This is a genomic window from Geobacillus sp. FSL K6-3411, assembly GCF_037965715.1.
Classification (GTDB): Bacteria; Bacillota; Bacilli; order Bacillales; family Anoxybacillaceae; genus Geobacillus; species Geobacillus thermodenitrificans.
Genome location: NZ_CP150187.1, coordinates 2,430,958 through 2,457,956, shown reverse-complemented (window position 1 = coordinate 2,457,956; position 26,999 = coordinate 2,430,958). Strand labels below are relative to the sequence as shown.

At 52.2% G+C, this 26,999-nt stretch carries 24 protein-coding genes; 20 read left to right on the top strand and 4 right to left on the bottom strand.

Annotation, left to right across the window (positions count from 1 at the left end; genetic code table 11):
- The first annotated feature begins 6 nt into the window (after positions 1-6).
- Both spoIVB and spo0A read left to right on the top strand, forming a co-directional pair.
- Positions 7-1,302 (top strand): SpoIVB peptidase, encoded by a 1,296-nt coding sequence (gene spoIVB / locus NSQ22_RS12480; RefSeq protein ID WP_081157287.1) that lies wholly within the window; start codon positions 7-9, stop codon positions 1,300-1,302.
- A 237-nt stretch (positions 1,303-1,539) separates the two neighbouring features.
- Complete coding sequence (spo0A, locus tag NSQ22_RS12475) at positions 1,540-2,373, top strand: sporulation transcription factor Spo0A (RefSeq protein ID WP_087960146.1); 834 nt, start codon at positions 1,540-1,542, stop codon at positions 2,371-2,373.
- Positions 2,374-2,504: 131 nt separating this feature from the next.
- Here spo0A and NSQ22_RS12470 read toward each other — a convergent pair whose 3' ends face one another.
- The gene (locus NSQ22_RS12470; protein ID WP_029761059.1) at positions 2,505-2,924 is read right to left on the bottom strand and encodes a hypothetical protein; all 420 of its coding nucleotides are present in this window, start codon (positions 2,922-2,924) and stop codon (positions 2,505-2,507) included.
- 140 nt (positions 2,925-3,064) lie between these two features.
- Positions 3,065-3,217, bottom strand: coding sequence for a YycC family protein (locus NSQ22_RS12465; protein WP_078172643.1), 153 nt, complete (start codon positions 3,215-3,217; stop codon positions 3,065-3,067).
- 108 nt (positions 3,218-3,325) lie between these two features.
- On the opposite strand from NSQ22_RS12465, the gene NSQ22_RS12460 reads away from it, so the two are divergent.
- Entirely contained in the window at positions 3,326-4,060 is a 735-nt protein-coding gene (locus NSQ22_RS12460; RefSeq protein ID WP_011887777.1) for a glycerophosphodiester phosphodiesterase, read from the top strand.
- A 3-nt stretch (positions 4,061-4,063) separates the two neighbouring features.
- Here NSQ22_RS12460 and NSQ22_RS12455 read toward each other — a convergent pair whose 3' ends face one another.
- Positions 4,064-4,312, bottom strand: coding sequence for a DUF2627 domain-containing protein (locus NSQ22_RS12455; protein WP_008879793.1), 249 nt, complete (start codon positions 4,310-4,312; stop codon positions 4,064-4,066).
- 139 nt (positions 4,313-4,451) lie between these two features.
- Between NSQ22_RS12455 and NSQ22_RS12450 the strand changes: the two genes are divergently transcribed.
- The 17 genes from NSQ22_RS12450 to NSQ22_RS12370 all read left to right on the top strand — a co-directional run bounded on the left by NSQ22_RS12450 (position 4,452) and on the right by NSQ22_RS12370 (position 26,809).
- Complete coding sequence (locus NSQ22_RS12450) at positions 4,452-6,515, top strand: sigma-54-dependent Fis family transcriptional regulator (protein ID WP_008879792.1); 2,064 nt, start codon at positions 4,452-4,454, stop codon at positions 6,513-6,515.
- A 127-nt stretch (positions 6,516-6,642) separates the two neighbouring features.
- Positions 6,643-7,554 carry a phosphate butyryltransferase gene (gene yqiS / locus NSQ22_RS12445; RefSeq protein ID WP_255350176.1) on the top strand — a complete coding sequence of 304 codons (912 nt, stop codon included), beginning with the start codon at positions 6,643-6,645 and terminating at the stop codon, positions 7,552-7,554.
- Between the two features lie 19 nt (positions 7,555-7,573).
- On the top strand, positions 7,574-8,674 hold the full coding sequence (locus NSQ22_RS12440; RefSeq protein WP_008879790.1) for a leucine dehydrogenase: 1,101 nt from the start codon (positions 7,574-7,576) through the stop codon (positions 8,672-8,674).
- 56 nt (positions 8,675-8,730) lie between these two features.
- Positions 8,731-9,843 carry a butyrate kinase gene (buk, locus tag NSQ22_RS12435; RefSeq protein ID WP_008879789.1) on the top strand — a complete coding sequence of 371 codons (1,113 nt, stop codon included), beginning with the start codon at positions 8,731-8,733 and terminating at the stop codon, positions 9,841-9,843.
- A 30-nt stretch (positions 9,844-9,873) separates the two neighbouring features.
- On the top strand, positions 9,874-11,295 hold the full coding sequence (gene lpdA / locus NSQ22_RS12430; protein ID WP_008879788.1) for a dihydrolipoyl dehydrogenase: 1,422 nt from the start codon (positions 9,874-9,876) through the stop codon (positions 11,293-11,295).
- A gap of 85 nt (positions 11,296-11,380) precedes the next feature.
- Positions 11,381-12,376 carry a thiamine pyrophosphate-dependent dehydrogenase E1 component subunit alpha gene (locus NSQ22_RS12425; RefSeq protein ID WP_008879787.1) on the top strand — a complete coding sequence of 332 codons (996 nt, stop codon included), beginning with the start codon at positions 11,381-11,383 and terminating at the stop codon, positions 12,374-12,376.
- A gap of 14 nt (positions 12,377-12,390) precedes the next feature.
- Positions 12,391-13,374, top strand: coding sequence for an alpha-ketoacid dehydrogenase subunit beta (locus tag NSQ22_RS12420; RefSeq protein ID WP_008879786.1), 984 nt, complete (start codon positions 12,391-12,393; stop codon positions 13,372-13,374).
- 198 nt (positions 13,375-13,572) lie between these two features.
- On the top strand, positions 13,573-14,898 hold the full coding sequence (locus NSQ22_RS12415; RefSeq protein ID WP_008879785.1) for a dihydrolipoamide acetyltransferase family protein: 1,326 nt from the start codon (positions 13,573-13,575) through the stop codon (positions 14,896-14,898).
- A gap of 122 nt (positions 14,899-15,020) precedes the next feature.
- A complete protein-coding gene (locus tag NSQ22_RS12410) occupies positions 15,021-15,998 on the top strand; it encodes a hypothetical protein (RefSeq protein ID WP_081157286.1) in 978 nt (325 codons plus the stop codon).
- Positions 15,995-16,669, top strand: coding sequence for a response regulator transcription factor (locus tag NSQ22_RS12405; protein WP_008879783.1), 675 nt, complete (start codon positions 15,995-15,997; stop codon positions 16,667-16,669). Before NSQ22_RS12410 ends, NSQ22_RS12405 begins: the two co-directional genes overlap by 4 nt.
- A gap of 3 nt (positions 16,670-16,672) precedes the next feature.
- Positions 16,673-18,079, top strand: coding sequence for a HAMP domain-containing sensor histidine kinase (locus NSQ22_RS12400; RefSeq protein WP_008879782.1), 1,407 nt, complete (start codon positions 16,673-16,675; stop codon positions 18,077-18,079).
- A 759-nt stretch (positions 18,080-18,838) separates the two neighbouring features.
- Positions 18,839-20,887: a methylmalonyl-CoA mutase family protein gene (locus tag NSQ22_RS12395; protein ID WP_081157288.1), complete on the top strand. Its 2,049-nt coding sequence runs from the start codon at positions 18,839-18,841 to the stop codon at positions 20,885-20,887.
- Positions 20,871-23,066 (top strand): methylmalonyl-CoA mutase, encoded by a 2,196-nt coding sequence (scpA, locus tag NSQ22_RS12390; RefSeq protein WP_008879779.1) that lies wholly within the window; start codon positions 20,871-20,873, stop codon positions 23,064-23,066. The genes NSQ22_RS12395 and scpA overlap by 17 nt, the downstream gene beginning before the upstream one ends.
- Entirely contained in the window at positions 23,063-24,208 is a 1,146-nt protein-coding gene (gene meaB / locus NSQ22_RS12385; RefSeq protein ID WP_029761052.1) for a methylmalonyl Co-A mutase-associated GTPase MeaB, read from the top strand. The genes scpA and meaB overlap by 4 nt, the downstream gene beginning before the upstream one ends.
- A gap of 27 nt (positions 24,209-24,235) precedes the next feature.
- Positions 24,236-24,673, top strand: a complete 438-nt coding sequence (locus NSQ22_RS12380) for a BrxA/BrxB family bacilliredoxin (RefSeq protein ID WP_008879777.1) — start codon at positions 24,236-24,238, stop codon at positions 24,671-24,673.
- Positions 24,674-25,243: 570 nt separating this feature from the next.
- Entirely contained in the window at positions 25,244-26,227 is a 984-nt protein-coding gene (locus tag NSQ22_RS12375) for an aromatic acid exporter family protein (protein ID WP_008879776.1), read from the top strand.
- 75 nt (positions 26,228-26,302) lie between these two features.
- Positions 26,303-26,809, top strand: a complete 507-nt coding sequence (locus NSQ22_RS12370; RefSeq protein WP_008879775.1) for a L,D-transpeptidase — start codon at positions 26,303-26,305, stop codon at positions 26,807-26,809.
- Between the two features lie 49 nt (positions 26,810-26,858).
- Here NSQ22_RS12370 and prli42 read toward each other — a convergent pair whose 3' ends face one another.
- On the bottom strand, positions 26,859-26,951 hold the full coding sequence (prli42, locus tag NSQ22_RS12365) for a stressosome-associated protein Prli42 (protein ID WP_012820630.1): 93 nt from the start codon (positions 26,949-26,951) through the stop codon (positions 26,859-26,861).
- Positions 26,952-26,999: the final 48 nt, after the last annotated feature.

Below are 26,999 nucleotides of genomic sequence, written 5' to 3'. Positions count from 1 at the left end.
GCGACATTGAATAGAGAAACGGCGCGAAAAATGATAGGAGTGCTTCTCCTTGGGATATTGATGGTCATCGGTTTTTCCAAGCCAATGAAAGAATATTGGCAAATTCCGAAACAGCTTGTGCTGTTTGAAGGAGACGCGGTCAAGTTTGAAGCCGCCTCTCTTCCGGTGCAAGCAACCGCCAATGACCGAAACGCTCCCGAAACGCTCGAAGTTGAGCGAAAAAACGGTTCGTTGTCTGTAAAAGCGAAACAAAGCGGACAGGAAACAATGGTTTTGCAAGTTGCAGGGATGCCGGTTAAGCAAGTGGATGTCAACGTGTTGCCAACGCTGAAAGTCGTTCCCGGCGGGCAATCGATCGGTGTGAAACTCAATACGGTCGGTGTTCTTGTCGTTGGTTACCATCTCGTGGAAACCGAAAACGGAAAAAAATCGCCGGGGGAAGCGGCTGGTATTCAAGTTGGCGATATCATTACCGGCATTAATGGTAAAAAAATTGAAAACATGAGTGACCTCTCCCCTTTCATTGAGGAAGCTGGCAAAACAGGAAAACCGCTTCATCTGCAAATTCTGCGCGACCAGCATTCCATGACAACGAAGCTCGTTCCACTGAAAGATAAGCATGACGACGTGTACCGCATCGGTTTATACATCCGCGATTCTGCCGCTGGCATCGGGACGATGACATTTTATGACCCGAAATCGAAAAAATATGGCGCACTCGGCCATGTCATTTCCGATATGGATACGAAAAAACCGATTGTTGTCCAAGACGGACAAATTATGAGCTCGACCGTTACGTCTATTGAAAAGGGGACGAGCGGCAATCCAGGGGAAAAATTAGCTCGCTTCTCCGATGGCGGGGAAGTCATTGGTACCATTACGAATAACAGTCCGTTTGGCATTTTTGGCAAACTGACAAAATCGTTGCCAGATGGCCCGATTACGAATCCGATTCCGGTCGCATTGGCGAGTCAGGTGAAAGAAGGGCCGGCGAAAATGTTGACGGTGGTGGAGAATGACAAAGTCGAACAATTTGATGTGGAAATTGTTAACACCATTCCGCAAAAATTCCCGGCGACAAAAGGGCTTGTCATTCGCGTCACCGACCCGCGGCTGTTGAAGAAAACGGGCGGTATCGTCCAAGGGATGAGCGGCAGTCCAATTATTCAAGATGGAAAGCTCGTTGGTGCAGTGACGCATGTTTTTGTCAACGATCCGACATCGGGCTATGGTGTCCATATCGAATGGATGTTGCAGGAAGCAGGAATCGATTTATATGGCAAACAAAGAAAAGCGAGCTGACCGAGTCGGCTCGCTTTTTTGGTCGTTGCAAAATTTTTTTCAAAAAAGGCGGCAAAATTTTTGCTGATTTGGCATAGATATTTGGTGAAACATCCGTTAAAATGAAACGTGTAAAGATTTTTCGACAAATAAGCATTTTTTGGAAGCGAATGTTGTCTAATAGGCTCGCTTTTTGTTATAATTTTTATTTTTTGCTAATTGATGAAAAATAAAAGGATTTTTTGCCACTGTTGTCGAATGTACGTTAACGGAATATTACATAGCAAGAAAAAATGGGGGAGGACGATTGGTTTGAGCATTAAAGTGTGCATTGCCGACGATAACCGTGAATTGGTGACGTTGCTTGATGAATATATTTCGAATCAGTCGGACATGGAAGTGATTGGTACAGCATATAACGGCCAAGACTGCTTGCATATGCTTGAAGAGAAGCAGCCGGACATTTTGATTTTGGATATCATTATGCCACATTTGGACGGGTTGGCCGTGCTTGAGAAAGTTCGTACTAGCTTTGAGCACCAGCCGAACGTTATCATGTTGACGGCGTTTGGTCAGGAAGATGTGACGAAAAAAGCGGTCGAACTCGGCGCTTCCTATTTTATTTTAAAACCGTTTGATATGGAAAATTTAGTTCATCATATCCGACAAATTTACGGAAAAACCGCACCGGCTGCTAAAAAAGTAGCCCCGGCGTATCAAGCGCGCGACAATAAGCCGAAAAACTTGGATGCGAGCATTACGAGCATCATCCATGAAATCGGCGTCCCTGCCCATATTAAAGGGTATTTGTATTTGCGCGAGGCGATCGCCATGGTGTATCACGACATCGAATTGCTCGGTTCGATCACTAAAGTGCTGTATCCTGATATCGCTAAAAAATACAACACGACCGCCAGCCGCGTCGAGCGAGCCATCCGTCATGCGATTGAAGTTGCATGGAGCCGAGGCAACCTCGAATCGATTTCCTCGCTGTTCGGCTACACTGTCAGCGTCTCGAAAGCGAAGCCGACGAATTCCGAATTTATCGCGATGGTAGCCGACAAGCTAAGATTGGAACATAAGGCGTCGTAACGATGAGAGAAAATCATGGCATGACGTCAGGTGTCCCATGGATGGGACACCTTTTCCTGTTGATGATGCACAATGCGGTTCAAGGCCGGTGATTCGCCTAGTGTGCCAAAGGCGTTTCGTTTTGCCTTCTCTTATTTGTATTTATACCAAGCGATCCAGCCCTTTTCTTGATGTTTGGCTACAAATATGACTCCTTCCGACAAACTTGCACTAGGCAGCAATTTAGGGAAACGGAGTTTGACGACCCATGAATGTTGGGCGATTGGTTTGCCGCATAACGATTCGGCCATTTGAACATAAGGGGTTTTTGATTCAGCGAGCATCAGCGCTTCTTCCACTTCCCATTCACTGTACTCTTTCCCCGGATAAAGCGAAGGGATTATCGTTTTTAATGCGTGAAGAAGTTCCGGTTTGTCTGCCGAAGAAACGGGCGCGAGTTCCGAAGCATTGGGACACTGTTCGCCTGCATAGGAGTGCGTCGGATAGGCATAGAACAAAATTGAAACAAACGACAATATCAAAAAATAAACCATGAGAAGATGTTTTTTCATCTATCATCACCCCATGGTTTATATTCCCCAAATATGTAAAGAGCATAACTGTTCCATCACGCTGTTCATCGGAAAAGGGTGGAAAAGTTTAAACACAACGGTGATGGCACTCGAGTTTTTCGCATTGGGATGCCAAATGGTTAGGATGGGTCATGTTCGTTTTCCTTTTTCTCGAGCTCGAGCAGTTTTTGCATTAAAATGTGCGGGGGCATATGCATCACCCGTTCAATCGGGATTCCGAGCGCTTTAGCTAGTTTTTGCGCCGTTTCCAATGAAATTTTCAGCGGTTGCATCATGTTCACCTCATTTCATCATACATTAGTTTTAGTATAACGAATGATCGTCGGCGTCGGCTAGTCCTGTTGGCCGAACGGTCATTATACACGAAAGGGAGAAGACGAATGACACTGATTTTTGCCCATCGTGGCGCGGCCGGAACTCACCCGGAAAACACGATGGTGGCGTTTCGCGAAGCGGAAAGAGTAGGGGCTGACGGCATTGAATTGGATGTACAGCTCACCAAAGACGGTGAAATCGTCGTTATTCATGACGAGACAGTCGATCGGACGACCGACGGAAGTGGCTGGGTGCATGACATGACGTACCGCGATTTGCGCAAGTTGAACGCAGCGGCGAAATGGGGAGGCCGATACGGACATTGCCCAATTCCTCATTTGGAAGAAGTGCTCGCTTGGCTCGAACCGACAAAGCTTTTCATTAACATTGAGTTGAAAAATAACCGCATTCCCTATGAAATGCTCGAACAAAAAACGATCGCCCTTGTTCGCCGCTATGGGCTTGAGAAACGGACAATTTTTTCATCGTTCAACCATAACAGCATGCGTTTTTGCCGAATGGTTGCGCCGGAGATCGAAACAGCGCTTCTTTATATGGAGCCGCTCTACGACCCGTGGACGTATGTCAAGGTGATGAAAGCAGACGGGTTGCATCCGTACTATCGGACAGTGACGGCTACATTTGTTGCGAATGCGCAACGTCGCGGGCTGGCTGTTCGGCCGTTTACGATCAATAAGCCGGAAGCGATGAAAACAATGTTTGCCTACGGGGTTGATGCTATTTTTACCGACCATCCTCGCCGTGCGAAAGAATGGAAGGAAAAACGCCTTAACGAATGACCGTTAAGGCGTTTTTCGTTTGCGTTGAAAACGAGCTTGCACTTTGTTTCGTTTCCGGTCACGGTGCAACAAAAAACCGCCGATAAATGCCAAACCGGCAGCAAACAGCGCAAGCCCGGCGAGAAATTGCAGCCATAAGGCGGCAAACGGCGGCTGTATCACGCCAAATAGCGCATCGCGCATCCATTTAATGCCGAGCGCTGCCGCCAAGCCGGGGACAACTAAAATCAACAGCGCAATCATTCGCTCCATCGCAATCGTGTTCCTTTCCAAAAAGAAGTCGCTTCATCGACTATCATAGCGGTTATCGACTGTTTGTCAAGGAAAGAAAAAACAAGTATGATAAAAATGCCTGCAAAATTTGGCATGAAATAAAGAGTGGTGAACCGTGATGAAAAAAGTGATCATTATTGGTGCCGATGCGCGGGGGACGTCATTGCTGAAACTGCTTCATGAAGCCTCGGGATTTGCCGTCATGGCGGTGATTGATGTCGATGACAATGCCCCAGGGCTGCAGCTGGCGCGGAAGTGGGGCATCGTTGCCGCCAATGACTGGCGTCCGTGGATGGATAAACCACTTGACTTGATTATTGAAACAACCGGCAGGGCGGACGTCCTTGAAGAGATCCGCCAGTTGGCGCCCAAAGGGGCGAACATCGTTCCAAGTGCGGTTGCGAGAATGATGGCCGAGCTCGTCGAAGAAAAGGAAGCACTGATTGCTGAACTGAAAAGCGAGGCGACTCGGCGTGCACTCATTTTTCACTCGTCCCACGATGGCATGATAGTCGTTGATGAATATGCTTACATTACCGATATGAATGAAAGCGCTGCTGAGCTGCTTGAGGTGGATAAAGACAAAGTCATTGGCGAGCACATTTTATCGGTCTTGCCATCAAGCGGTTTACCGCGTGTGCTGAAAACGAGGCAGACGGAGTTTCACCAAGAAGTGGAGTTGGCTAATGGAAAAAAATTGATTACCACCCGCATCCCGATTATCGACGAGAGCGGGAAGTTGTTTGGAGCGCTTGCCGTATTCAAAGATATTACTGAACTGGTCGCTTTAGCCGAAGAAATCACGGACTTAAAAGAAATGCGCATGATGCTTGAAGCGATTATTCATTCGTCGGAAGAAGCGATCTCAGTCGTTGATGAAAACGGGAATGGCATTTTGATCAACCCAGCGTATACTCGTCTCACCGGCTTGACGAAAGAGGAAGTGATCGGAAAGCCAGCGACCGCCGACATCGCCGAAGGAGAAAGCATGCATATGCAAGTGTTGAAAACGCGCCGGCCAGTGCGCGGAGTGCGCATGAAAGTCGGCCCTAAAAACCGCGACGTTGTCGTCAATGTTGCCCCGATCATTGTTGATGGCGTATTAAAAGGGAGTGTCGGCGTCATTCATGACGTGTCGGAAATCCAGCGGCTAACGGCTGAACTGAACCGGGCGCGGCAAATTATTCGCACGCTCGAGGCGAAATATTCGTTTGCCGATATTATCGGTGAAGCCGACGAGATGAAAGTGGCGATTGAGCAGGCGAAACTGGCAGCGAAAACGCCTGTGACGATTTTGCTGCGCGGCGAATCAGGGACAGGTAAAGAGCTGTTTGCCCATGCCATTCATAATGCCAGCGATCGGAAGTATAACAAGTTTATCCGTGTCAATTGTGCAGCCATTCCGGAAACATTATTAGAGAGCGAACTATTTGGCTATGAAGAAGGGGCGTTTTCCGGCGCGAGGCGCGGCGGAAAACGCGGGTTGTTTGAAGAAGCAAACAACGGAAGTATTTTTCTCGATGAAATTGGTGAATTGTCAGCGAGCACGCAAGCGAAGCTACTTCGCGTCTTGCAAGAGAGAGAAATTGTTCGCGTTGGCGGAACGAAGCCGATTCCGATCAATGTTCGCGTCATTGCCGCGACGAATGTCAATTTAGAAAAAGCGATTGCCGACGGCACATTTCGCGAAGACTTATATTACCGGCTCAATCGGATGCCCATTTATATCCCGCCGCTGCGTGCCCGCAAAGAAGACATTCCGGCTCTTTGCCGACACTTGATCCAAAAGCTGAACCAAGATTACGGCCGCAACGTCGAAGGGGTGACGAACGAAGCGATGGCACGGCTTTTGGCCTATGATTGGCCAGGGAACGTCCGCGAACTTGAAAATGTGCTCGGACGGGCGATGATTTTCATGAAGTTTCACGAGGTGATGATCGATGTTGAGCATTTGCCGCCCCTTGCCACACCATCGCCGACGACAGTGTCCCGCGTCGAAGCGGAAGAACCGCTTCGGCCGCTTGATGAGATGGTCGGTGAGTACGAGGCGCGTTTGTTAGAGCGGGCGCTCCGACGTTATCATGGCAATAAAACAGCGACTGCCCGGGCACTCGGCATTTCAGTGCGCAACTTGTACTATAAATTAGAAAAATACGGACTTGACAAAAAAAGCATGCAGTAATTTTCATACAATGAAAAAAGTTGCATAATTTCATTCTCATGCAATTGTTATTTTTAAGCGCTTTCACACTTTTGTAATTGGCACGGTTTTTGCATATAAAAAAGTGCCGCACGATTTGCAGAAAAGGTTGGTGCAGACGATGAAGTTGAGATCATTAATCGAAGAGGCAAGCCAATGCCAAGGCCAGACGGTGGCGGTGGCAGCGGCGGAAGATGAAGAAGTCATCGAAGCGGTGGCGATGGCGCTTGAACATCGCCTCGGTCGGTTCGTGTTGTACGGTGACCGTGAGCGGATCGGCCGCTTGCTGAAAGAAAAGGGGTGCACGCGCTCTTCCGATGTCGAGATTGTCCACGCGAATTCAATCGGTCAAGCGGCGGAGCTTGCCGTGCGCGCCGTTCATTTGAACGAGGCCGACGCATTGATGAAAGGGCACGTGCCGACAGCGACGCTCCTGAAGGCGGTGCTCAATAAAGAGTACGGGCTACGCACTGGGAGAGTTCTTTCTCATGTCGCTGTCTTTGACGTACCGGCGGCAGATCGGCCCATCATCGTGACGGATGCGGCCATGAACATCGCGCCCGATTTGGAGCAAAAAGTGCAAATTGTGAATAACGCTGTCAGCGTGGCACGATCGATCGGCATTGAGAAGCCGAAAGTGGCGGCCTTGGCGGCGGTGGAAACAGTCAATCCGGCCATGCCGGCAACGCTTGATGCCGCTGCGCTTGCTATGATGCAAAAGCGAGGACAAATCAGCGATTGCTTGATTGATGGACCGCTTGCATTAGACAATGCTGTGTCCATGACGGCAGCAAAGCATAAGCGGATTGAGAGCGATGTGGCTGGACAGGCTGACATTTTGCTTGTTCCTGACATTGAATCCGGCAATATGTTGTATAAGTCGCTGATCTATTTTGCAAACGCACAGGTTGGAGCGGTCATCGCTGGAGCGAAGGCGCCAATCGTTTTGACGTCGCGTGCCGACTCGGCGGAAAGCAAATTATATTCGCTCGCTCTTGCGATCTGTTCGGCAACAAAATGAATGGAGGAGGCCATCAAAGATGGAATTGTTTAAATATATGGAAACGTATGATTACGAACAAGTGCTGTTTTGTCAAGATAAAGAATCGGGGTTGAAAGCGATCATCGCTATTCACGATACGACACTTGGCCCGGCATTGGGTGGTACGCGCATGTGGATGTACAATTCGGAAGAGGAAGCGCTCGAAGATGCGTTGCGCCTCGCCCGCGGCATGACGTACAAAAACGCGGCAGCCGGTCTTAACTTAGGCGGCGGCAAAACGGTCATCATCGGCGATCCACGTAAAGATAAAAATGAAGCGATGTTCCGTGCGTTCGGCCGTTTCATTCAAGGATTGAATGGTCGCTATATCACGGCTGAAGACGTCGGTACGACGGTTGCCGATATGGATATCATCTATCAAGAGACAGATTACGTCACTGGCATTTCACCGGAGTTCGGTTCATCTGGCAACCCATCGCCAATGACGGCTTACGGTGTTTATCGTGGAATGAAGGCGGCGGTAAAAGAAGCGTTCGGCAGTGATTCGCTCGAAGGAAAAGTTGTTGCCGTCCAAGGGGTTGGCAATGTCGCCTACCACTTGTGCCGTCATTTGCATGAAGAAGGCGCTCAACTTATCGTTACCGACATTAACAAAGAAGCGGTGGCCCGTGCCGTTGAGGAATTTGGTGCGAAAGCGGTCGACCCGAATGACATTTATGGTGTGGAGTGCGACATTTTTGCTCCGTGCGCACTTGGCGGTATCATCAATGATCAAACGATTCCGCAACTGAAAGCGAAAGTGATTGCTGGATCGGCGAACAACCAACTGCGCGAGGCGCGGCATGGCGATATCATCCATGAAATGGGCATCGTTTATGCTCCGGACTATGTGATCAACGCCGGCGGCGTCATTAATGTCGCTGATGAGCTTTACGGCTACAATCGCGAACGGGCGATGAAAAAAGTGGAACAAATTTACGATAACATTGAAAAAGTGTTTGCGATCGCTAAGCGTGATAACATTCCGACTTATGTTGCGGCCGATCGGATGGCTGAAGAACGGATCGAAACGATGCGCAAGTCGCGCAGCCAATTTTTACAAAACGGCCATCATATTTTAAGCCGCCGCAGCCGTTAACAGCGGCAAGGGGCGGTTCTCCGCCCCGCTGGCGGCAAACGGAGGGACAAACAACGATGCAAGAGCAGAAGTTCCGTATTTTAACAATCAATCCAGGTTCGACCTCAACGAAAATAGGGGTATTTGAAAATGAACGGCCGCTATTGGAAAAAACGATCCGCCACGATGCGGAGACGCTTCGGCAATATAAGACCATCATCGATCAGTATGAGTTTCGTAAGCAAACGATTTTAGCCGCTTTAGATGAAGAAGGGATCAACTTATCGAAATTAAGCGCCGTCTGCGGTCGTGGAGGGCTTCTCCGTCCGATTGAAGGCGGAACGTACCGTGTCAATGAGGCTATGCTTGAAGATTTGCGCCGCGGTTACTCCGGACAGCATGCGTCCAACCTTGGCGGCATTTTGGCGCATGAGATTGCCTCGGCGTTAAACATTCCGGCGTTTATCGTTGACCCGGTTGTCGTCGATGAGCTTGAGCCGATCGCCCGGGTCAGCGGCTTTCCACTCATTGAGCGGCGCAGCATTTTCCATGCTTTAAACCAAAAGGCCGTCGCGCGCCGTGTTGCCCGGCAGCTTGGTAAGCGGTATGATGAGTTGAACTTGATCGTCGCCCATATGGGCGGCGGCATTACGGTAGGCGCTCATAAGCAGGGACGGGTTGTCGACGTCAATAACGGTCTCGACGGGGAAGGGCCGTTCAGTCCGGAACGGGCTGGAACGGTGCCGGCTGGTGATTTGGTCGCTCTATGTTTTTCAGGTGAATATTACCGCGATGAGATCATGAGCATGCTTGTCGGCCGCGGCGGTCTTGTCGGCCATCTTGGCACGAACGATGCGGTGAAAGTCGAAAAAATGATTGAAGCCGGGGACGAGCAGGCGAAACTGGTGTATGAGGCGATGGCGTACCAAGTGGCAAAAGAAATCGGCGCGGCAAGCGCGGTGCTAGCTGGCAAAGTTGACGCCATTGTTTTGACCGGTGGACTAGCATACGGCAAATCGTTCGTCGAACAAATTATCCGCCGTGTCCAATGGATCGCTGATGTTATCGTCCACCCGGGTGAAAATGAACTGCAGGCGCTCGCTGAAGGCGCATTACGCGTCTTGTGTGGCGAGGAGGAGGAAAAAACGTATCTAGGTGAAGCGGCTTCGCCGGTTTTAGCCCGGCGTTGATGCGGCAACGGACAGAAAGGGGAAGGCAAGATGGCAAAAGAATACGATGTTGTCATTCTCGGCGGAGGCACGGGCGGCTATGTGGCGGCCATTCGCGCATCGCAGCTCGGTTTGAAAACGGCAGTCGTCGAAAAAGGAAAGCTCGGTGGCACGTGTCTGCACGCCGGTTGCATTCCATCGAAAGCGCTGCTCCGAAGCGCCGAAGTGTACGCACAAACGAAACAAGGTGAGACGTTCGGCGTCATCGCTGGTGATGTGCGCCTCGATTTTGCCAAAGTGCAGGCGCGCAAAGCGGCCATTGTTGACCAACTCCATAAAGGCGTTCAGCACTTAATGAAAAAAGGAAAGATCGATGTGTATGCTGGGACGGGCCGTCTGCTAGGTCCATCGATCTTTTCGCCGCTGCCGGGAACGGTGTCGGTGGAAATGAACGACGGCAGCGAAAACGAAATGCTCGTCCCGAAATTCGTCGTTATCGCCACCGGCTCGCGGCCGCGCACGCTGCCGGGGTTGGAGGTGGACGGCGAACTTGTCATAACGTCCGACGAGGCGCTGCAAATGGAGACGCTCCCGTCGTCCATTTTAATCGTTGGCGGCGGGGTGATCGGCATGGAATGGGCGTCGATGTTGAATGACTTTGGGGTTGACGTCACGGTGTTAGAGTATGCAGACCGCATTTTGCCGACGGAAGATGAAGATGTGTCAAAAGAAATGGAAAAACTGCTCCGCCGCCGTGGCGTTACGATTGTCACCGGGGCGAAAGTGCTGCCGGAAACATTGGAAAAAGGAAACGGCGTGACCATCCAGGCGGAACATAACGGCGAACGGAAAACATTCACGGCCGACAAGATGCTTGTTTCCGTCGGACGGCAAGCAAACATTGAAGGAATCGGTCTCGAAAACACCGACATCGTCATTGAAAATGGCTATATTCAAACGAATGAGTTTGGTCAAACGAAAGAGGCGCATATTTACGCGATTGGCGATGTTATCGGTGGCTTGCAGCTCGCCCATGTCGCCGCTCATGAAGGCATCGTTGCTATCGAACATTTGGCAGGGCACAATCCGGTGCCGATCGATTACGCGATGGTGCCACGCTGCATTTACACTCGGCCGGAAGCCGCGGCAGTTGGTTTGACGGAACAAGAAGCGAAAGCGAAAGGCTATGACGTCAAAGTCGGCAAGTTTCCGTTTAAAGCGATTGGCAAGGCGCTTGTGTTCGGGGAAGCAGAGGGATTCGTCAAATTCATCGCCGACCGGAATACGGACGACTTGCTTGGCGTTCATATGGTTGGGCCACATGTGACCGACTTGATTTCCGAAGCGGGACTCGCCCGTGTGCTTGATGCTGCTCCGTGGGAAGTGGCGCATGCGATCCATCCGCACCCGACACTCTCCGAAGCATTGGCAGAAGCTGCGCTTGCCGTCGATGGCCGAGCCATTCACTTTTAATTTTGCCGCATGAGGACGAAAGATTGGCAACAGGCAGCTTACATAATGAGCTGCAATGGATTTTTAATTAAGGGAGGTTGTTCCGATGGCGCAAAACCGTCACCAAGCGCTCGGATTAAGCGATGACACTGTGTTGCAAATGTACGAAACGATGCTTCTCGCCCGCAAGCTCGATGAGCGGATGTGGCTGTTAAACCGCGCTGGGAAAATTCCGTTTGTCATCTCGTGCCAAGGGCAAGAAGCAGCGCAAGTCGGCGCGGCGTTTGCTCTTGACCGGACGAAAGACTACATCTTGCCATATTATCGCGATATGGGCGTTGTCTTGACGTTCGGTATGACGCCGACGGAATTGATGCTTGCCGCGTTTGCTAAAGCGGAAGACCCGAACTCCGGTGGCCGACAAATGCCGGGCCATTTCGGGCAAAAGAAAAACCGAATCGTCACCGGTTCCTCGCCTGTGACGACACAAGTGCCACATGCAGTTGGTTTTGCTTTGGCGGCGAAAATGGAAAAGAAAGATTTTGTCGCCTTCGTCACGTTCGGGGAAGGATCGTCGAACCAAGGCGACTTCCATGAAGGAGCAAACTTTGCCGGCGTTCATAAACTCCCTGTCATCTTTATGTGCGAAAACAACAAGTACGCCATTTCCGTGCCGATTTCGAAACAATTGGCGTGCGAAAAAGTATCCGACCGCGCCATTGGCTATGGCATGCCGGGCTATACGGTCGATGGCACGGACCCGCTTGAAGTGTACCGCGTCGTCAAGGAAGCGGCTGACCGCGCTCGCCGCGGTGAAGGGCCGACGCTCATTGAGGCGGTGACATACCGATTGACGTCGCACTCGTCCGATGACGATCACCGCGTCTACCGGACTGAGGAAGAATTGGCTGAAGCACGCGCCAAAGATCCGATCGTCTCGTTTGCCAATTACTTAAAAGAAGTCGGTGTCTTAACTGATGCGCTTGATGAAGACATTCAAGCACGTGTCATGAAACAAGTGAACGAAGCGACTGACTATGCGGAAAAAGCACCGTACGCCGAGCCGGAACATGCGCTTCGCTACGTGTATGCCGAGGAGTAAGGGGGAATTAGACGATGCCTGTTATTTCATATATTGATGCGGTCACGATGGCTATTCGCGAAGAGATGGAACGCGATTCGCGCGTGTTTGTATTAGGGGAAGACGTCGGGCGAAAAGGCGGGGTGTTTAAAGCGACGCAAGGATTGTATGAGCAATTTGGCGAAGAGCGCGTCATCGACACGCCGCTTGCCGAATCGGCGATTGTCGGTGTCGGCATCGGTGCGGCGATGTATGGCTTGCGCCCGATTGCCGAAATTCAGTTTGCGGATTTCATCATGCCTGCAGTTAACCAAATTATTTCTGAAGCGGCGCGCATCCGTTATCGTTCCAACAATGACTGGAACTGCCCGATTGTCATCCGTGCCCCGTACGGCGGTGGGGTACATGGCGCTTTGTACCATTCACAGTCGGTAGAAGCGGTGTTCGCCAACCAGCCAGGGCTGAAAATCGTCATGCCGTCAACGCCATACGATGTGAAAGGGTTGCTGAAAGCAGCAATTCGCGATGAAGATCCAGTGATCTTTTTTGAGCATAAGCGCGCTTATCGTCTCATTAAAGGGGAAGTGCCGGAAGACGACTATGTATTGCCGATCGGCAAAGCCGATGTCAAACGCGAAGGCGATGACATCACGGTGATCACATATGGGCTTTGTGTTCACTTCGCCTTGCAGGCAGCTGAACGCGTCGCCCAAGACGGCATTTCGGTCCATCTGTTGGATTTGCGCACCGTTTACCCGTTAGATAAAGAAGCGATTATCGAAGCAGCAAGTAAAACCGGGAAAGTGCTGCTCATTACGGAAGACAATAAAGAAGGCAGCGTCATGAGTGAAGTCGCCGCCATCATCGCTGAACATTGCTTGTTTGATCTCGATGCGCCGATTATGCGCCTTGCCGGTCCAGATGTTCCGGCGATGCCGTATGCGCCGACGATGGAAAAATTCTTTATGGTCAACCCGGAAAAAGTGGAAAAAGCGATGCGCGAATTAGCGGCATTTTAATGCGTGAATAAAAGACGTCTCCCGCTTCGAAGAAATCGCAAAGTGGGGAATGTTGGTTCGGTGCCGCCTGACATTGTGGAACAGAAGGAAATCCATGGAGGAGTCCCATCCCGTGAAGAGGTTCCCCCCCTGCCCAAAGCGGATGTGGCGGGGGATGTCACGGCAAAGACATTGCAACAGAGATAGGAGGGTATCGATGTGGCCATCGAACAATTGACGATGCCTCAGCTCGGGGAAAGTGTTACGGAAGGCACAATCAGTAAATGGCTCGTTTCCCCGGGCGACAAAGTGAACAAATACGATCCGGTTGCCGAAGTGATGACTGATAAAGTGAGCGCGGAAATTCCGTCGTCATTTGCCGGCGTCATCCGCGAGTTGATCGCCAAAGAAGGAGAAACGTTGCCGGTCGGCGCCCCGATTTGCACAATCGAAGTCGAAGGCGCTGCACCAGCTCCGGAAGCGAAGCCGACGGAAGAGACAGCAGGAACGAAAACGGAAAATGAAAACAAAGCTCCCGCGGCCAAACAGGCTGGCAAGGCCAACAACGGCCGTTACTCCCCGGCTGTGCTCCGTTTGGCCCAAGAACATGGAATTGACCTTGAACAAGTCAAAGGCACTGGTCTTGGCGGGCGAGTGACGCGCAAAGATTTGCTTAAGTTGATCGAGTCCGGCCAAATTCCGAAAGCGGAAGCGGCAGAACAGGCGGCACCAAAGGTCGAGACGACAGCTCCGGACGTCGCTCCATCTCAGCCGGCTGCTGCCGCACAAACCGCGCCGGTGACGACGTCGACGAAGCCAGCGGTGCCAACGATCGAAGTAGGAGCGGGCGATATCGAAATTCCGGTCACCCCGGTGCGCAAAGCGATCGCCGCGAACATGCTCCGAAGCAAGCACGAAGCGCCGCACGCATGGACGATGGTCGAAGTCGACGTGACGAACCTTGTCGCTTATCGCGATGCCATCAAAGACGAATTCAAGCGGCGTGAAGGCTTCAACTTGACGTACTTTGCCTTTTTCGTCAAAGCGGTCGCTCAAGCGTTGAAAGAATTCCCGCAGCTGAATTCGGTGTGGGCCGGCGATAAAATCATCCAGCGCAAGGACATCAACATCTCGATTGCCGTCGCGACCGATGATGCGTTGTTCGTTCCGGTCATCAAGCACGCCGATGAGAAAACGATCAAGGGGATTGCCCGCGAAATCGCCGAACTGGCAGCGAAAACGCGCGCCGGCAAACTCCGTCCGGAAGATATGCAAGGCGGCACGTTCACCGTCAACAACACTGGCGCGTTTGGCTCAGTGCAGTCAATGGGTATTATCAACTACCCGCAAGCTGCCATTTTGCAAGTGGAAACAATCGTCAAACGCCCGGTCGTGAAAGACGGCATGATTGCCATCCGCGACATGGTCAACTTGTGCCTGTCGCTTGACCACCGCGTCCTAGACGGTCTCGTTTGCGGCCGCTTCCTCGCCCGTGTCAAAGCGATTTTGGAAAACATGAACAAAGACAATACACCGGTTTATTAACGGTCCCCCCCCCCATCGCCATCGGTGGCGATGGGGGTTTTTGCATGGTACGATTTCAAACTTCTTTCACAAATGTCATGTATAATGGAAACAGAAGTCCATGTACGAAGGGGAAGCCATAGATGAAACGAGCGAGCGTGTGGGTGCTTTGTATATGCTTATGGGTCATCAGTGGTTGTGCCAAACCATCGTTTCCACCGATAGACAACTCGCTTTCTGTCGTTATCAGCCTTGATGTGAAAGGGGAAACGGTCACCTTTTTGAATGCGAAAAACGGGAGAGTCATCGCTCGTTGGAAAATCAACAAACCGTTCCGCGGCGGCGCGCTAAGCCCGGACAGGCGGACGCTTCTGTTGTACGGCCCTGATTTGGATCGGGTCTATCGCTACAATCTTGCCACCGGGAAGCAGCTTGACGAGTGGAAAACGGGGAGCGGCATCATCAGTGCCACCGCTACGCCGGATGGCAGCACATGGTTTTTTGGCGACAACCAACACCATGCGGTTCGTGTATGGAGCGAGAATGGCAAGGAACTCACCCGCCTGCGCGTCGGCCATTCTCCACTCACCCTTCTTATTAATGACGCTGGAACGGAGCTGTACGCCATCGATTTTCAAGCTGGCCGCACCTTTGTCATTGATGCAGTCCACCATCGCCTCATTCGTTCGTTCGCCGTGCCGAAGATGGCGCTGGGCGGACTCGTGCGCGAGCAGCAAGGGGAGCTTTGGGTTGGCGGGCACGGCAGCGGAAGTCGTGTGGAAACGAACATCCATGTCTATTCGCTGCCAGACGGCCGGTTGCGGCAGATGATCGCCGCCCCGGTCATGCCGATTGATTTTATTGAAACAGACCGCGGTGTGTTTGTATTAAGCCACGGCTCCAACACCATGCACCGATTTGCGCCGGACGGAAACCGGCTTGCTTCCATGTCCGTCGGCGCCAACCCGTTTGCCATGGAAGCGGCAGGAGGCCGTTTGTATATTGCGAGTTATGACAGCGATGAAATCGTCGTGGTCGACGAGGCGACGTTGCGGCCGCTCGCTCGTTGGAAAACAGGGGATGGACCGCTGCAACTGCTGATTCGGGAGGGACGAACGTGAGTGAACGGACCGTTTTAATCGTGGATGACGAAGAGGAGATGCGGCTGTTAGTCAGCATGTATTTGGAAAACGCCGGCTTTTGCTGTTTGGAAGCCGGAGACGGTGACGAAGCGTTGACGGTGTTGGCGCGTCGTTCGGTTGATGCGATTTTGCTTGATGTGATGATGCCAAACCAAGACGGCTTTTCCGTCTGTGCCCGCATTCGCGAGCAGTCGGATGTGCCGATTTTGTTTTTGACCGCCCTCGGCGAAGAGTGGGATAAAGTGAAAGGATTCAAGCTCGGCGGCGATGATTATATCGTCAAGCCGTTCAGCCCGGGTGAGCTCATTGCCCGCCTTGAGGCGGTGCTGCGCCGGACGTGGCGCGGTCGCGAGCGCGATGGACAGCTACAATTTGGCAACCTTGCGATCGATGAAAAAGGGCGGAAGGTGACCGTTGGGAGCGAGCCGGTGAGGTTGACGTTAAAAGAGTTTGAACTGTTGCTGTTTTTGGCCAAGCACCACGGTCAAGTGTTCAGCCGCGACGATTTGCTCGTCAACGTGTGGGGATATGATTACACAGGAAATGCCCGCACGGTCGATACGCACGTGAAGACGCTGCGCATGAAACTGAAAGACGCTGGCCGCTATATTCAAACGGTATGGGGCATCGGCTACAAATTTGAGGGATGAGTGATGAAACGGCTTCGTTTAGGGCAAAAAGTATGGCTGTCGATCGGAGCGGCGATCTTCGTGACGCTGGCGTTTTCATTTTTGCTGTTAAATTACTTTTACCGAACGGTGTACGTGAAAGAAGTCGAACGAATGTTGATTGCTGAAGGGACAAGCCTAGCTCATGATTATCGAGGAGGGACGGTCACCGAGGCCTATCGGCGTCAAATCGAATGGTATGACGAAAAATCAACGGCAACGATCTTGTTGATTGACAATCCGCGCGAATTGAGCGCTTGTTGGCCGTTTCCGGTCCATTATGACGCGTTAGTCAGCGGTCGCGATCGGGAAACGCTGCTGCACGGCAAGCCGGTGATCAAAACGGGGTATGAAAAGCGCTTCGACCGCCGTGTGATGGCGGTTGTCGTCCCGCTTCTTGATGAGAAGCGACTTGAGGGAGCGATTTATTTGTATATGCCCCTCGCCGACGTTCAAGAAGCAACCAAACGGGCAGCCGCCGCGTTTTGGCCGTTTGCTGCCTTGTTCGCTGCCGCGTTGTTGTTCGTTGGCAAGCGAATGGTGCGCCAAATGACCGAGCCGCTCCAAGCGATGGAAAAAGCGGCTGGACGTATGGCGAAAGGGGATTATGGCGCAGCCATTTCAGTGCGCACGGACGATGAGATCGGCCGTCTCGCTCAAGCGTTTAACCAAATGGCGGACGCCATCGCCAAAGAAGACGAGCGAAAGCGTGAATTTTTAGCGAACGTCTCGCACGAATTACGCACGCCGTTAAGCTATATAAAAGGCTACAGTGAAGCGCTCCTCTCCGGCCTGGCGAGAACGAAGGAAGAAGAACAGTCGCACCTTCGCCTCATCCACCGTGAAACGGAACGGATGGAGCGGCTCGTCCGCGACTTGCTCGATTTGGCTCAACTTGAAGGGCAAAGCGTGCCGCTCGAGCGCGCTCCAGTGGCGTTCGCCCAAGTGATCGAGGATGTCATGGACATGTATCGCCCAATCATAACCCAAAAACGGCTGACACTCACGTGCGACCTCGACTATGAGCTTATCGTTGACGGCGATGCCGATCGGCTCGAACAAGTCGTGCGCAATTTACTCGACAACGCCATCCGCTACACCCCGGAAGGCGGCGCGGTGACGGTGCGGCTTTCCCGTTTTTCAGACACAGAAGGCGAACTCGTGATCCGAGATACGGGCAAAGGCATCCCGAAAGACCAGCTTCCGCTTCTCGGCCAGCGCTTTTTCCGCGTCGACCGCGCCCGCACCCGCAAAGAAGGAGGCACTGGCTTAGGGCTTGCCATCGTCAAACAAATTGTCGCCCTTCATGGCGGTGCGATTCAGTTCGACAGCGACCTCGGCCAAGGAACGACCGTATCTGTCCGCCTGCCGCTCGTTCAAGAAGAGGAATAAGGGTTCTAAACGTGGAAGTTTCAATGTGTCTCATCCATGACCTGGTGGATCAAGTAGTGGAAGTTGATTTATGTGAGAAAATAGAGGGCGTTGGAGTTTTGTGGAATTTACAAATCGGGACGATATCTTTTCCATTTGTTGAAGGACTTTGTGATCGATTGACGAAACGTTTTCCGGAATAGAAGGTAGGTGAAAATCAGCCGTTTGCCTTCCAGCAATCTTGGGGAAAAGAAACATGAGGGCATGTAGTTTCTTAAATTGAAAAACTAAATGAACTTATCCTCATTTTCCGTTAAGTAACCAGTTTCCTAGGGTGTCTCGAAAGCAATGAGACACCTTTTTTACATGGAAGACTGGTAAAACTCAACTTTTTGACCATACCAATGGAACAGAACCAACCAAGTTTCTCGAATTGAGAAATAAAAAAAGCGATTCCTCATTCGGCAACAGGGATGAGGTTATGAAATCGCTGACTATATCAATTCAAAAATGGTTCACTAACCTTTTTTGGTTCACATACGTTCTTAGTGAAGCAAAAAAGTTCCCACAAAGTCTTGTCTCACTCTTCGTCTTTTTGTTCATTGCCCAAAATCAGCCTATGTACTACAATAAACATAGAACCCGTTTTTTCCCACGGAAGTGCATCTGCTCGTTTGGTATGAGACATCTCCGGACGTTGACGGCTTCAGGTGGGTAAAAGGCGGCGAAAAACGAAAGCGGTTTCTTTTTTTGGAGAAAGACGCGAAAGGGGATGGGGAAATGAGTGATGTCGCGAAGATGAAGGAAGCGGCGTTTTCAGCTCCGACGGTTGAGGAGTGGGAGCGGGAAGCGGAAAGATCGCTGAAAGGAAAGCCGCTCGAGCGGCTTCATTCGATGACGTACGAAAACATAGCGGTCAAGCCGCTTTATACACGCCGAGATGTAGAGGCGCTCGGCTCGCTTGAGCAGTACCCGGGCTTTGGCCAGTACGTGCGCGGGACGCGGCCGGAAGGATATCGAAGCAAGCCATGGAAGGTGAGCCAGGAAATTTCGGCAATGAGCCCCTCTGAATGGAACGAGGCGGTCAAGCACGACTTGCAAAAGGGACAGACGGAAATCCATCTTTCCCTTGAACGGCTGCCGTTTGCTGTTCAGTCGGTCGATGATGTGGCTGCAATGTTTGCTGGCGTGCCGCTCGATCGCTATTCGCTCCGTGTGGACGCGGGGGCGCAGTCGCTTCCGTTTTTAGCGTTGCTGGCTGCGTATTTGCAAGAACAAGGAATATCACTCTCAGTCGTGCGCGGCGCGATCGGTATGGATCCGCTTGGAGTGTGGGCAGAAGACGGGGCGCTGCCGAGGTCGCTCGATGGGTTGTATGATGAAATGGCGGAAGCGGTGAAGTGGGCGAAGGAACAAATGCCTTCCGTTCGCACGATTTTCGTGCGTGGAGAGCCGTATCATAACGGCGGAGCGAACGCTGTGCAGGAGCTCGCGTTTTCGTTGGCGACGGCGGTCGAGTACATCCGTGCAGGGCTGGATCGTGGTCTGACTATCGATGACATCGCTACGCGGATGCAAGTGTCGTTGTCGGTCGGAGCTGACTTTTTCATGGAAATTGCCAAGTTGCGGGCAGCGCGGCGGTTGTTTGCGCAAGTGATCGGAGCGTTTGGCGGCGGTGAATCAGCAAGGTGGATCGAACTGCATGTGCGCACATCGCGCTTTACCAAAACCGTGTACGACCCGTATGTGAACATGCTTCGCGCGGGAGCAGAAGCGTTTGCGGCCGTTGTTGGCGGTGCTGATGGCGTGCATGTGTCACCGTTTGACGAAGCGATCGGACTCGCTGATGAGTTTTCACGGCGCATCGCTCGCAACACGCAGCTTATTTTGCTTGAAGAGGCACATCTCGCCCATGTCATCGATCCGGCGGGCGGCTCGTATTATGTTGAGACATTGACGGCTAAACTCGCTGAAGAAGCATGGAAGCTGTTCCAACAAGTTGAAGAAAAAGGCGGTATGAAACAAGCGCTTCAAGACGGCTTCGTGCAGGCAGAAGTAGCGACAGTGGCCGAGCAGCGGCTTGAGCGCGTCAAACAGCGGAAAGAAAAAATCGTCGGCACGAATGTGTATGCGAACTTGGCGGAAACGCCGATTCAAAAGCCGGAACAAGCTGAAGTGAATGAGGTGCTCCCGGTAGAGGAAACGCGGGTGTCGGATCTTCGCGCTACGCTTGCGAATGGAAAATGGATGGAAGCGATGATTCGTGCGGCTCGTTGTCGAGCAACCGCTCGGGAAATGGTGGCAGCGCTCGCAGATGGAAAGGCACCTGTACGCATTACGCCTATTTCTCCATGGCGTTTAGCCGAGCCGTTTGAGCAGTTGCGACAGGCGGCGGAAAAGCATGCGGAACGCACCGGAGAGAAGCTCACCGTTCATTTGATTGCGCTCGGACCGCTTGTTCGCCATCAGGCGCGTACCGATTTCATTGCCGGGCTGTTTGCAGCCGGCGGGGTGACGGCCGAGCGGAGCAACGGCTTCGCATCGGTTGAGGAAGTGGTCGAATGGGTGCGGAACACGAACGGGACGCATTACGTCATCTGCGGCGCCGACGCTGATTATCCATCGTTCGTTCCCGCGTTGGCCGAGGCGTTTAAGCAGGCAAAGCCGAATGCGAAGCTGTATCTTGCTGGAAAACCGCCGGAAGAGCTCGAAAAAACGTATGCTGCTGCTGGCGTAGATGGGTCGATTCATCTCGGTTCGAACGCTTACGATGTCATTGTGGCGTTTCTCACGGAAAGAGGGGTGGCGTTTGATGGCGAAGTACGTTGACTTTACAAATATGACGCTCTCCACGGCAGCGGCCGATGTGGATGAGAAACAGTGGAGAGACGCGGTGGAGCGGCGCGTGCAAGCGTCGATCGATGAACTGTTGTTCCAGACGAATGAGCACATTGCGGTGAAGCCGCTTTATACAAAGAAAGACATCGATGGGCTCGATTTCCTTGATTATATGCCCGGCTTGCCGCCGTATTTGCGCGGGCCGTATCCGACGATGTATGTCGCACGGCCGTGGACGATCCGCCAATACGCCGGCTTTTCGACGGCTGAGGAAAGCAATGCATTTTATCGGCGCAATTTGGCGATGGGGCAAAAAGGGCTGTCGGTCGCTTTTGACCTTGCCACCCATCGTGGCTATGACTCCGACCATCCACGCGTCGTCGGCGATGTCGGCAAAGCAGGGGTCGCCATTGATTCGGTGCTCGATATGAAAATTTTGTTTGACGGCATTCCGCTCGATCAAATGTCGGTGTCGATGACGATGAACGGAGCGGTGCTCCCGATCATGGCGTTTTACATCGTCACTGCTGAAGAACAAGGAGTGACGCAAGACAAGCTGTCGGGAACGATTCAAAACGATATTTTGAAAGAATACATGGTGCGTAACACGTACATTTATCCGCCGGAAATGTCCATGCGCATCATTGCTGATATTTTCGCCTATACGGCCAAATACATGCCGAAATTCAACAGCATCAGCATTTCTGGCTATCATATGCAGGAAGCTGGGGCGCCGGCCGACTTGGAGCTGGCATACACGCTTGCCGATGGGCTCGAATATGTGCGCACCGGTCTGAAAGCGGGGATTGACATCGATTCATTCGCTCCAAGGCTGTCGTTTTTCTGGGCGATCGGCATGAACTATTTTATGGAAGTGGCGAAAATGCGGGCGGCGCGTCTCATGTGGGCGAAAATGATGAAAACGTTCAATCCGAAAAATCCGAAATCGCTCGCATTAAGGACGCATTCGCAAACATCGGGATGGAGTTTGACCGAGCAAGATCCGTTCAACAATGTTGTGCGTACGCTCATTGAAGCGCATGCGGCAGCGATGGGGCATACGCAGTCGCTTCATACGAACGCCCTTGACGAAGCGATTGCCTTGCCGACCGACTTCTCGGCACGCATCGCCCGTAATACGCAGCTGTACTTGCAGGAAGAGACGGGCATTTGTCGGACGATCGACCCGTGGGCCGGCTCGTATTACGTCGAGACGTTGACAAACGAATTGATGAAGCGGGCGTGGGCGCATATTGAAGAAATCGAAAGCTTAGGTGGAATGGCGAAAGCGATCGAAACTGGCATTCCGAAAATGCGTATCGAAGAAGCGGCAGCTCGGCGTCAAGCGCGCATCGATTCAGGAGCAGAAACGATTATTGGTGTCAATCAATACCGTCCGGAAAAAGAAGAGCCAATCGACATTTTGGAAGTTGACAACACTGCTGTGCGCGAGCGGCAAATCGAACGACTGAACGAGCTAAAGGCGACGCGCGATAACGAGCAAGTCGAAGCAGCACTTGCTGCGATTACGAAAGCGGCGGAAACGGGCGAAGGAAATTTGCTTGAGCTCGCCGTCCAAGCAGCGCGCGTTCGTGCAACACTCGGGGAAATTTCGTACGCCATTGAAAAAGTGGCGAAGCGTCATCGCGCTACGATTCGTTCGATCAGCGGCGTTTACAGCTCGGAGTATAAAAATGAAGCGCAGCTTGAACGGGTGAAAGCGAAAGTGGCGCAGTTCGCGGAACTAGAAGGGCGGCGTCCGCGCCTGTTGGTCGCAAAAATGGGACAGGATGGCCATGACCGTGGGGCGAAAGTGATCGCCACCGCGTTTGCTGATTTAGGGTTTGACGTTGATATCGGACCGCTGTTTCAAACACCGGAAGAAACAGCGCGCCAAGCGGTCGAAAACGATGTACACGCCGTCGGCATCAGTTCGCTCGCCGGTGGACATAAGACGCTCGTGCCCCAGCTCGTTGCGGAGCTCGAAAAACTTGGCCGCGACGATATTTTAGTTATCGTCGGCGGCGTCATTCCGCCGCAAGATTACGCGTTTTTATATGAGCACGGAGCCGCTGCCGTCTTCGGGCCGGGCACGGTGATTCCGGAAGCGGCAGAAACCGTATTAGACGAAATTTATGCTCGACTCGGCTATGAGGAAGTGAGCGAATGAACGGTGAAGAGAAACAACAAGAACGAGCAGGCGGCGAAGGTGCGGTAGACGGTCAAGGGAAGCGTCCCGAATGGGCGGACGGCGAGAGCGCGTCATCGTACGTGCAAGCTAAGCGCCCGTCGGCGCCCAAGCGGCTTGTGAAACGAAAAGAACGGTCGGTCGCTGATTACGTCCAAGGAGTGCTGGCCGGCGACCGCACCCTTTTAGCCCAGGCGATTACGCTTGTTGAAAGCAATGCGGCGAGGCATTTAGAGCTTGCCCAACAAGTGTTGAATGAATTGTTGCCGCATGTCGGCCGTTCGATTCGCATCGGCGTTACTGGCGTGCCGGGAGCGGGGAAAAGCACGTTCATTGAAGCGTTCGGTACGTTTTTATGCGAACAGGGGCATCGCGTCGCCGTCCTAGCCGTCGATCCGACGAGCTCGTTGACCGGCGGCAGCATCCTCGGCGATAAAACACGGATGGAGACGCTCGCCCGGAATCCGCGCGCTTTCATCCGTCCGTCTCCATCAGGCGGGGCGCTTGGTGGCGTGCACCGGAAAACGCGGGAGACGATGATGCTTTGCGAGGCGGCCGGTTATGACATTATCCTCGTTGAGACGGTCGGCGTCGGGCAAAGCGAGTTTGTCGTCCGTGGGATGGTTGACTTTTTCCTTCTTTTGGCGTTAACTGGCGCCGGCGACGAACTGCAAGGGATGAAGCGCGGCATTATGGAGCTGGTCGATGCCATCGTCATCAATAAGGCGGACGGTGACAATAAAGAAAAAGCGCGGGCCGCGCAAAAAGAGTACAATCAGTTTCTTCACTACTTGCGCCCGGCCACGCCCGGCTGGCAGACAAAAGCGTACACATGCTCCGCCTTGTTGGGAGAAGGAATCGCCGACATTTGGCAAGTCATTGAAACGTTTGTCAAAACGACAAAGCAATCCGGCGTGTTTGATGACCGCCGCCGCCAGCAACAAAAAGACTGGATGCATGCGATGATCAAAGAATATGTAGAAACGCGCTTTTTCGCCGATCCGATCGTGAAAGAAAAGCTCCCGGCGCTTGAGAACAGCGTTATTTCCGGCTCGAAACCGGTCACTGCCGCTGTCAGGGAGCTGATCGAAGCGTATGAACGGGGGATTGGCGGTCAAATATGATATGATAAAACGTAAGGAGGTGTCATGATGTTCCAATTTCAATTTCCGCTCTACAATGATTTTGTAGAACAATCCCGCCGCGAAGCGGTCGAAGCCGGATTTGAAGAGCTGCGCACGCCAGAAGACGTCGACGCTGCATTTCGTCGTCCAGGCACGACGCTCGTACTCATTAACTCCGTGTGTGGATGCGCCGGCGGCATCGCTCGTCCCGCTGCGGCCCATGCGGTTCATTATGACAAGCGGCCCGACCATTTGGTGACCGTCTTTGCCGGCCAAGATAAAGAGGCGACCGCCCGGGCTCGTGAATACTTTGTCGGTGAGCCGCCGTCCTCGCCGTCATTCGCCCTGCTTAAAGACGGCAAACTGTGCGCCATGATTCATCGCCACGACATCGAAGGGCATGAGCCGGTCGCTGTCGTGCAAAAGCTGCAGGCGCTATTTGATGAATATTGTGAGGAAGTGTGAACAGGAGAAACCCGGAGTGAGAAAAATTCAACCTCCGGGTTTTTTGTGTCGTTGCTACCTATTCTCCGTAGGCTGGGATTGGCTTCCGGGCATCATCCATCCCTATTGAAAGAGATGTGTTTTAGGTGATTGAAGGAAATAAACAACCACTTCCCCAGCCTTTTATCGCACCAGTCATGTGTTTCGGCTGTTCCCCCATTTGAAAAAAATATTATTGCCACCTCTGTGCATCGATGACACCGGCAAGCAAAAGCAGAAAATCCAAGAGGGTATGGACGACATCATCAGCCTCTACTTGTTTGACAAGGTCTTCTCTTTGATTCGCTGAACGAAGCCATTAAGCACGAAATTGATCGCGATGGGAAAACGATTGATAAAACACTCATGGTAAGTTTAGGAGGCCTGTCCTGCGTGTTTAGTAGGCGGCCGCTTTTTTTACTTGTCCGCGGCCGGGTCGAGTAGGTTTTTGGTGACGGATGTGCGGGACAAGGGCTGCCTATTTTTTCTTGCATCGAAAGCGCCGTCATCGGTACAATGAAGTCGGCAAACATGGGTAAAGGAGACAGCACGATGAAAATCGGCTATCGGACGTTAAAAACGGCGGTGGGGGCAGCGCTGGCGATCGCCATCGCTCAGCTGATTGGCCTCCATAATTTTGCTTCCGCCGGCATTATCGTCATTTTGTGCGTCCAAGTGACGAAAAAACGCTCGCTCGAGGCCGCGCGGGCCCGTTTTACCGCATGCGTTGTCGCGATTGGGTTTGCCGCGCTGTTTTTTACCGTTTTCGGCTACCATCCGTGGACGATTGGGTTGCTATTGCTTTTGTTCATTCCAGTGACCGTTCGGCTGAAAGTGAATGAGGGGATCGCGACGAGCTCGGTTATTATTTTGCATTTGTATGCGGCTAAAGAACTGACATGGGCGCTCATCGTCAACGAGCTGCTGTTGGTCATCGTCGGCATCGGCGTCGCCCTGCTTGTCAACATGTACATGCCGAGCGCCGAAAAACAGCTGAAGGAGTATCGGCGCATCGTGGAAGATTTGTTCCGCATTATTTTAAAAGAAGTCGTCCGCTACTTGCGCACAAATGAACTCGACTGGGATGGCAAAGAGCTGCCGTTGACGGCTGATATGCTTGAACAAGCAAAAAAACTTGCCATCCGCCACGCCGACAATCAACTATGGCGCAACGAAGATGAGTATGTCCGCTATTTCCGGATGCGTGAACGTCAGCTCGAGATTATTGAGCGGATGTTGCCGCTAGTGACATCGCTTACTTATACGGTCGAACAGCGGATCATGGTTGCCGATTTTATCGATGAACTGAGCGACGCTATTCATCCAGGTAATACAGCCGACCGCTTTTTGCGGCGTCTGGCGGCAATGCGCGAGGAATTTAAAGAGATGCCGCTTCCGAAAACGCGCGAACAGTTTGAAGAGCGGGCGGCGTTGTTTCATTTAGTGCGCGAATTGGAGCAATATTTGATTATTAAAAGCCAATTCCATCCCGGAAATGAAGCAGAAAAGAGGCGTCGTTTGTTGCCGTTTGGCTGAACGAAGTGATGTGCATACCCCCATCTTGGTTAGCGCACACTAAAGCTAAACGTCAGCAAAGGGTGGGGGCTTGATATGCGTAAATCGTTAGCGCTCTGCCTGCTGCTTAGTGCGCTGTTGGTCGTGCCGTTTCAGACGGCGGCGGAGATGAAGCCGCTGGTGATTGTGAACAAAGCGATCAATAAGCTTGCACTCATTCGTGATGGGCGCATTGAAGCAGTTTATCCGGTGGCGACGGGGATGAATGCTGGACTGACACCGGAAGGAATGTTTACGGTGACGGTGAAGGCGGAAAATCCGTACTATCGGAAAAAGGGCATTCCAGGCGGAGCACCGAACAACCCGCTCGGCACGAGATGGATCGGTTTTAATGCGCGGGGGACGGATGGGCGCATCTATGGCGTCCACGGGACAAACAACCCCGCATCGATTGGAGGTTATGTTTCGCAAGGCTGTGTGCGCATGCATAACCGCGATGTTGAGCATTTGTACGAACGGGTACCGATCGGCGCCCGTGTGCTCATTCTTCGCAGCAACGAGTCATTTTACGCCATTGCCAAACGATACGGCGCTGTCCAATGAAAAACGCAAGCTTCCCTATTTTGGAGCTTGCGTTTTTTGCTGAGTGCGGCTAAAACCACATGCTGATGCCGGCAAGGAGCGTCGTCAGCAGCATGCAAATGAGCATCAAGTAAACAACGAATTTTTGCGTTTTGCGCGACAACGGTTTTTCCTCCTCCCCGTCCGCTGTTCTGTTTTTATTGTAACCGCA

Coding starts and splice junctions, on each gene's coding strand:
- NSQ22_RS12400 (WP_008879782.1), top strand. CDS start 16,673: ATGAAACGGCTTCGTTTAGGGCAAAAAGTATGGCTGTCGATCGGAGCG.
- spo0A (WP_087960146.1), top strand. CDS start 1,540: ATGTACGTTAACGGAATATTACATAGCAAGAAAAAATGGGGGAGGACG.
- NSQ22_RS12420 (WP_008879786.1), top strand. CDS start 12,391: ATGCCTGTTATTTCATATATTGATGCGGTCACGATGGCTATTCGCGAA.
- NSQ22_RS12410 (WP_081157286.1), top strand. CDS start 15,021: ATGAAACGAGCGAGCGTGTGGGTGCTTTGTATATGCTTATGGGTCATC.
- NSQ22_RS12380 (WP_008879777.1), top strand. CDS start 24,236: ATGTTCCAATTTCAATTTCCGCTCTACAATGATTTTGTAGAACAATCC.
- NSQ22_RS12375 (WP_008879776.1), top strand. CDS start 25,244: ATGAAAATCGGCTATCGGACGTTAAAAACGGCGGTGGGGGCAGCGCTG.
- NSQ22_RS12460 (WP_011887777.1), top strand. CDS start 3,326: ATGACACTGATTTTTGCCCATCGTGGCGCGGCCGGAACTCACCCGGAA.
- NSQ22_RS12450 (WP_008879792.1), top strand. CDS start 4,452: ATGAAAAAAGTGATCATTATTGGTGCCGATGCGCGGGGGACGTCATTG.
- NSQ22_RS12370 (WP_008879775.1), top strand. CDS start 26,303: ATGCGTAAATCGTTAGCGCTCTGCCTGCTGCTTAGTGCGCTGTTGGTC.
- scpA (WP_008879779.1), top strand. CDS start 20,871: ATGGCGAAGTACGTTGACTTTACAAATATGACGCTCTCCACGGCAGCG.
- NSQ22_RS12395 (WP_081157288.1), top strand. CDS start 18,839: ATGAGTGATGTCGCGAAGATGAAGGAAGCGGCGTTTTCAGCTCCGACG.
- NSQ22_RS12455 (WP_008879793.1), bottom strand. CDS start 4,312: ATGGAGCGAATGATTGCGCTGTTGATTTTAGTTGTCCCCGGCTTGGCG.
- NSQ22_RS12425 (WP_008879787.1), top strand. CDS start 11,381: ATGGCGCAAAACCGTCACCAAGCGCTCGGATTAAGCGATGACACTGTG.
- NSQ22_RS12470 (WP_029761059.1), bottom strand. CDS start 2,924: ATGAAAAAACATCTTCTCATGGTTTATTTTTTGATATTGTCGTTTGTT.
- buk (WP_008879789.1), top strand. CDS start 8,731: ATGCAAGAGCAGAAGTTCCGTATTTTAACAATCAATCCAGGTTCGACC.
- NSQ22_RS12440 (WP_008879790.1), top strand. CDS start 7,574: ATGGAATTGTTTAAATATATGGAAACGTATGATTACGAACAAGTGCTG.
- meaB (WP_029761052.1), top strand. CDS start 23,063: ATGAACGGTGAAGAGAAACAACAAGAACGAGCAGGCGGCGAAGGTGCG.
- NSQ22_RS12465 (WP_078172643.1), bottom strand. CDS start 3,217: ATGCAACCGCTGAAAATTTCATTGGAAACGGCGCAAAAACTAGCTAAA.
- lpdA (WP_008879788.1), top strand. CDS start 9,874: ATGGCAAAAGAATACGATGTTGTCATTCTCGGCGGAGGCACGGGCGGC.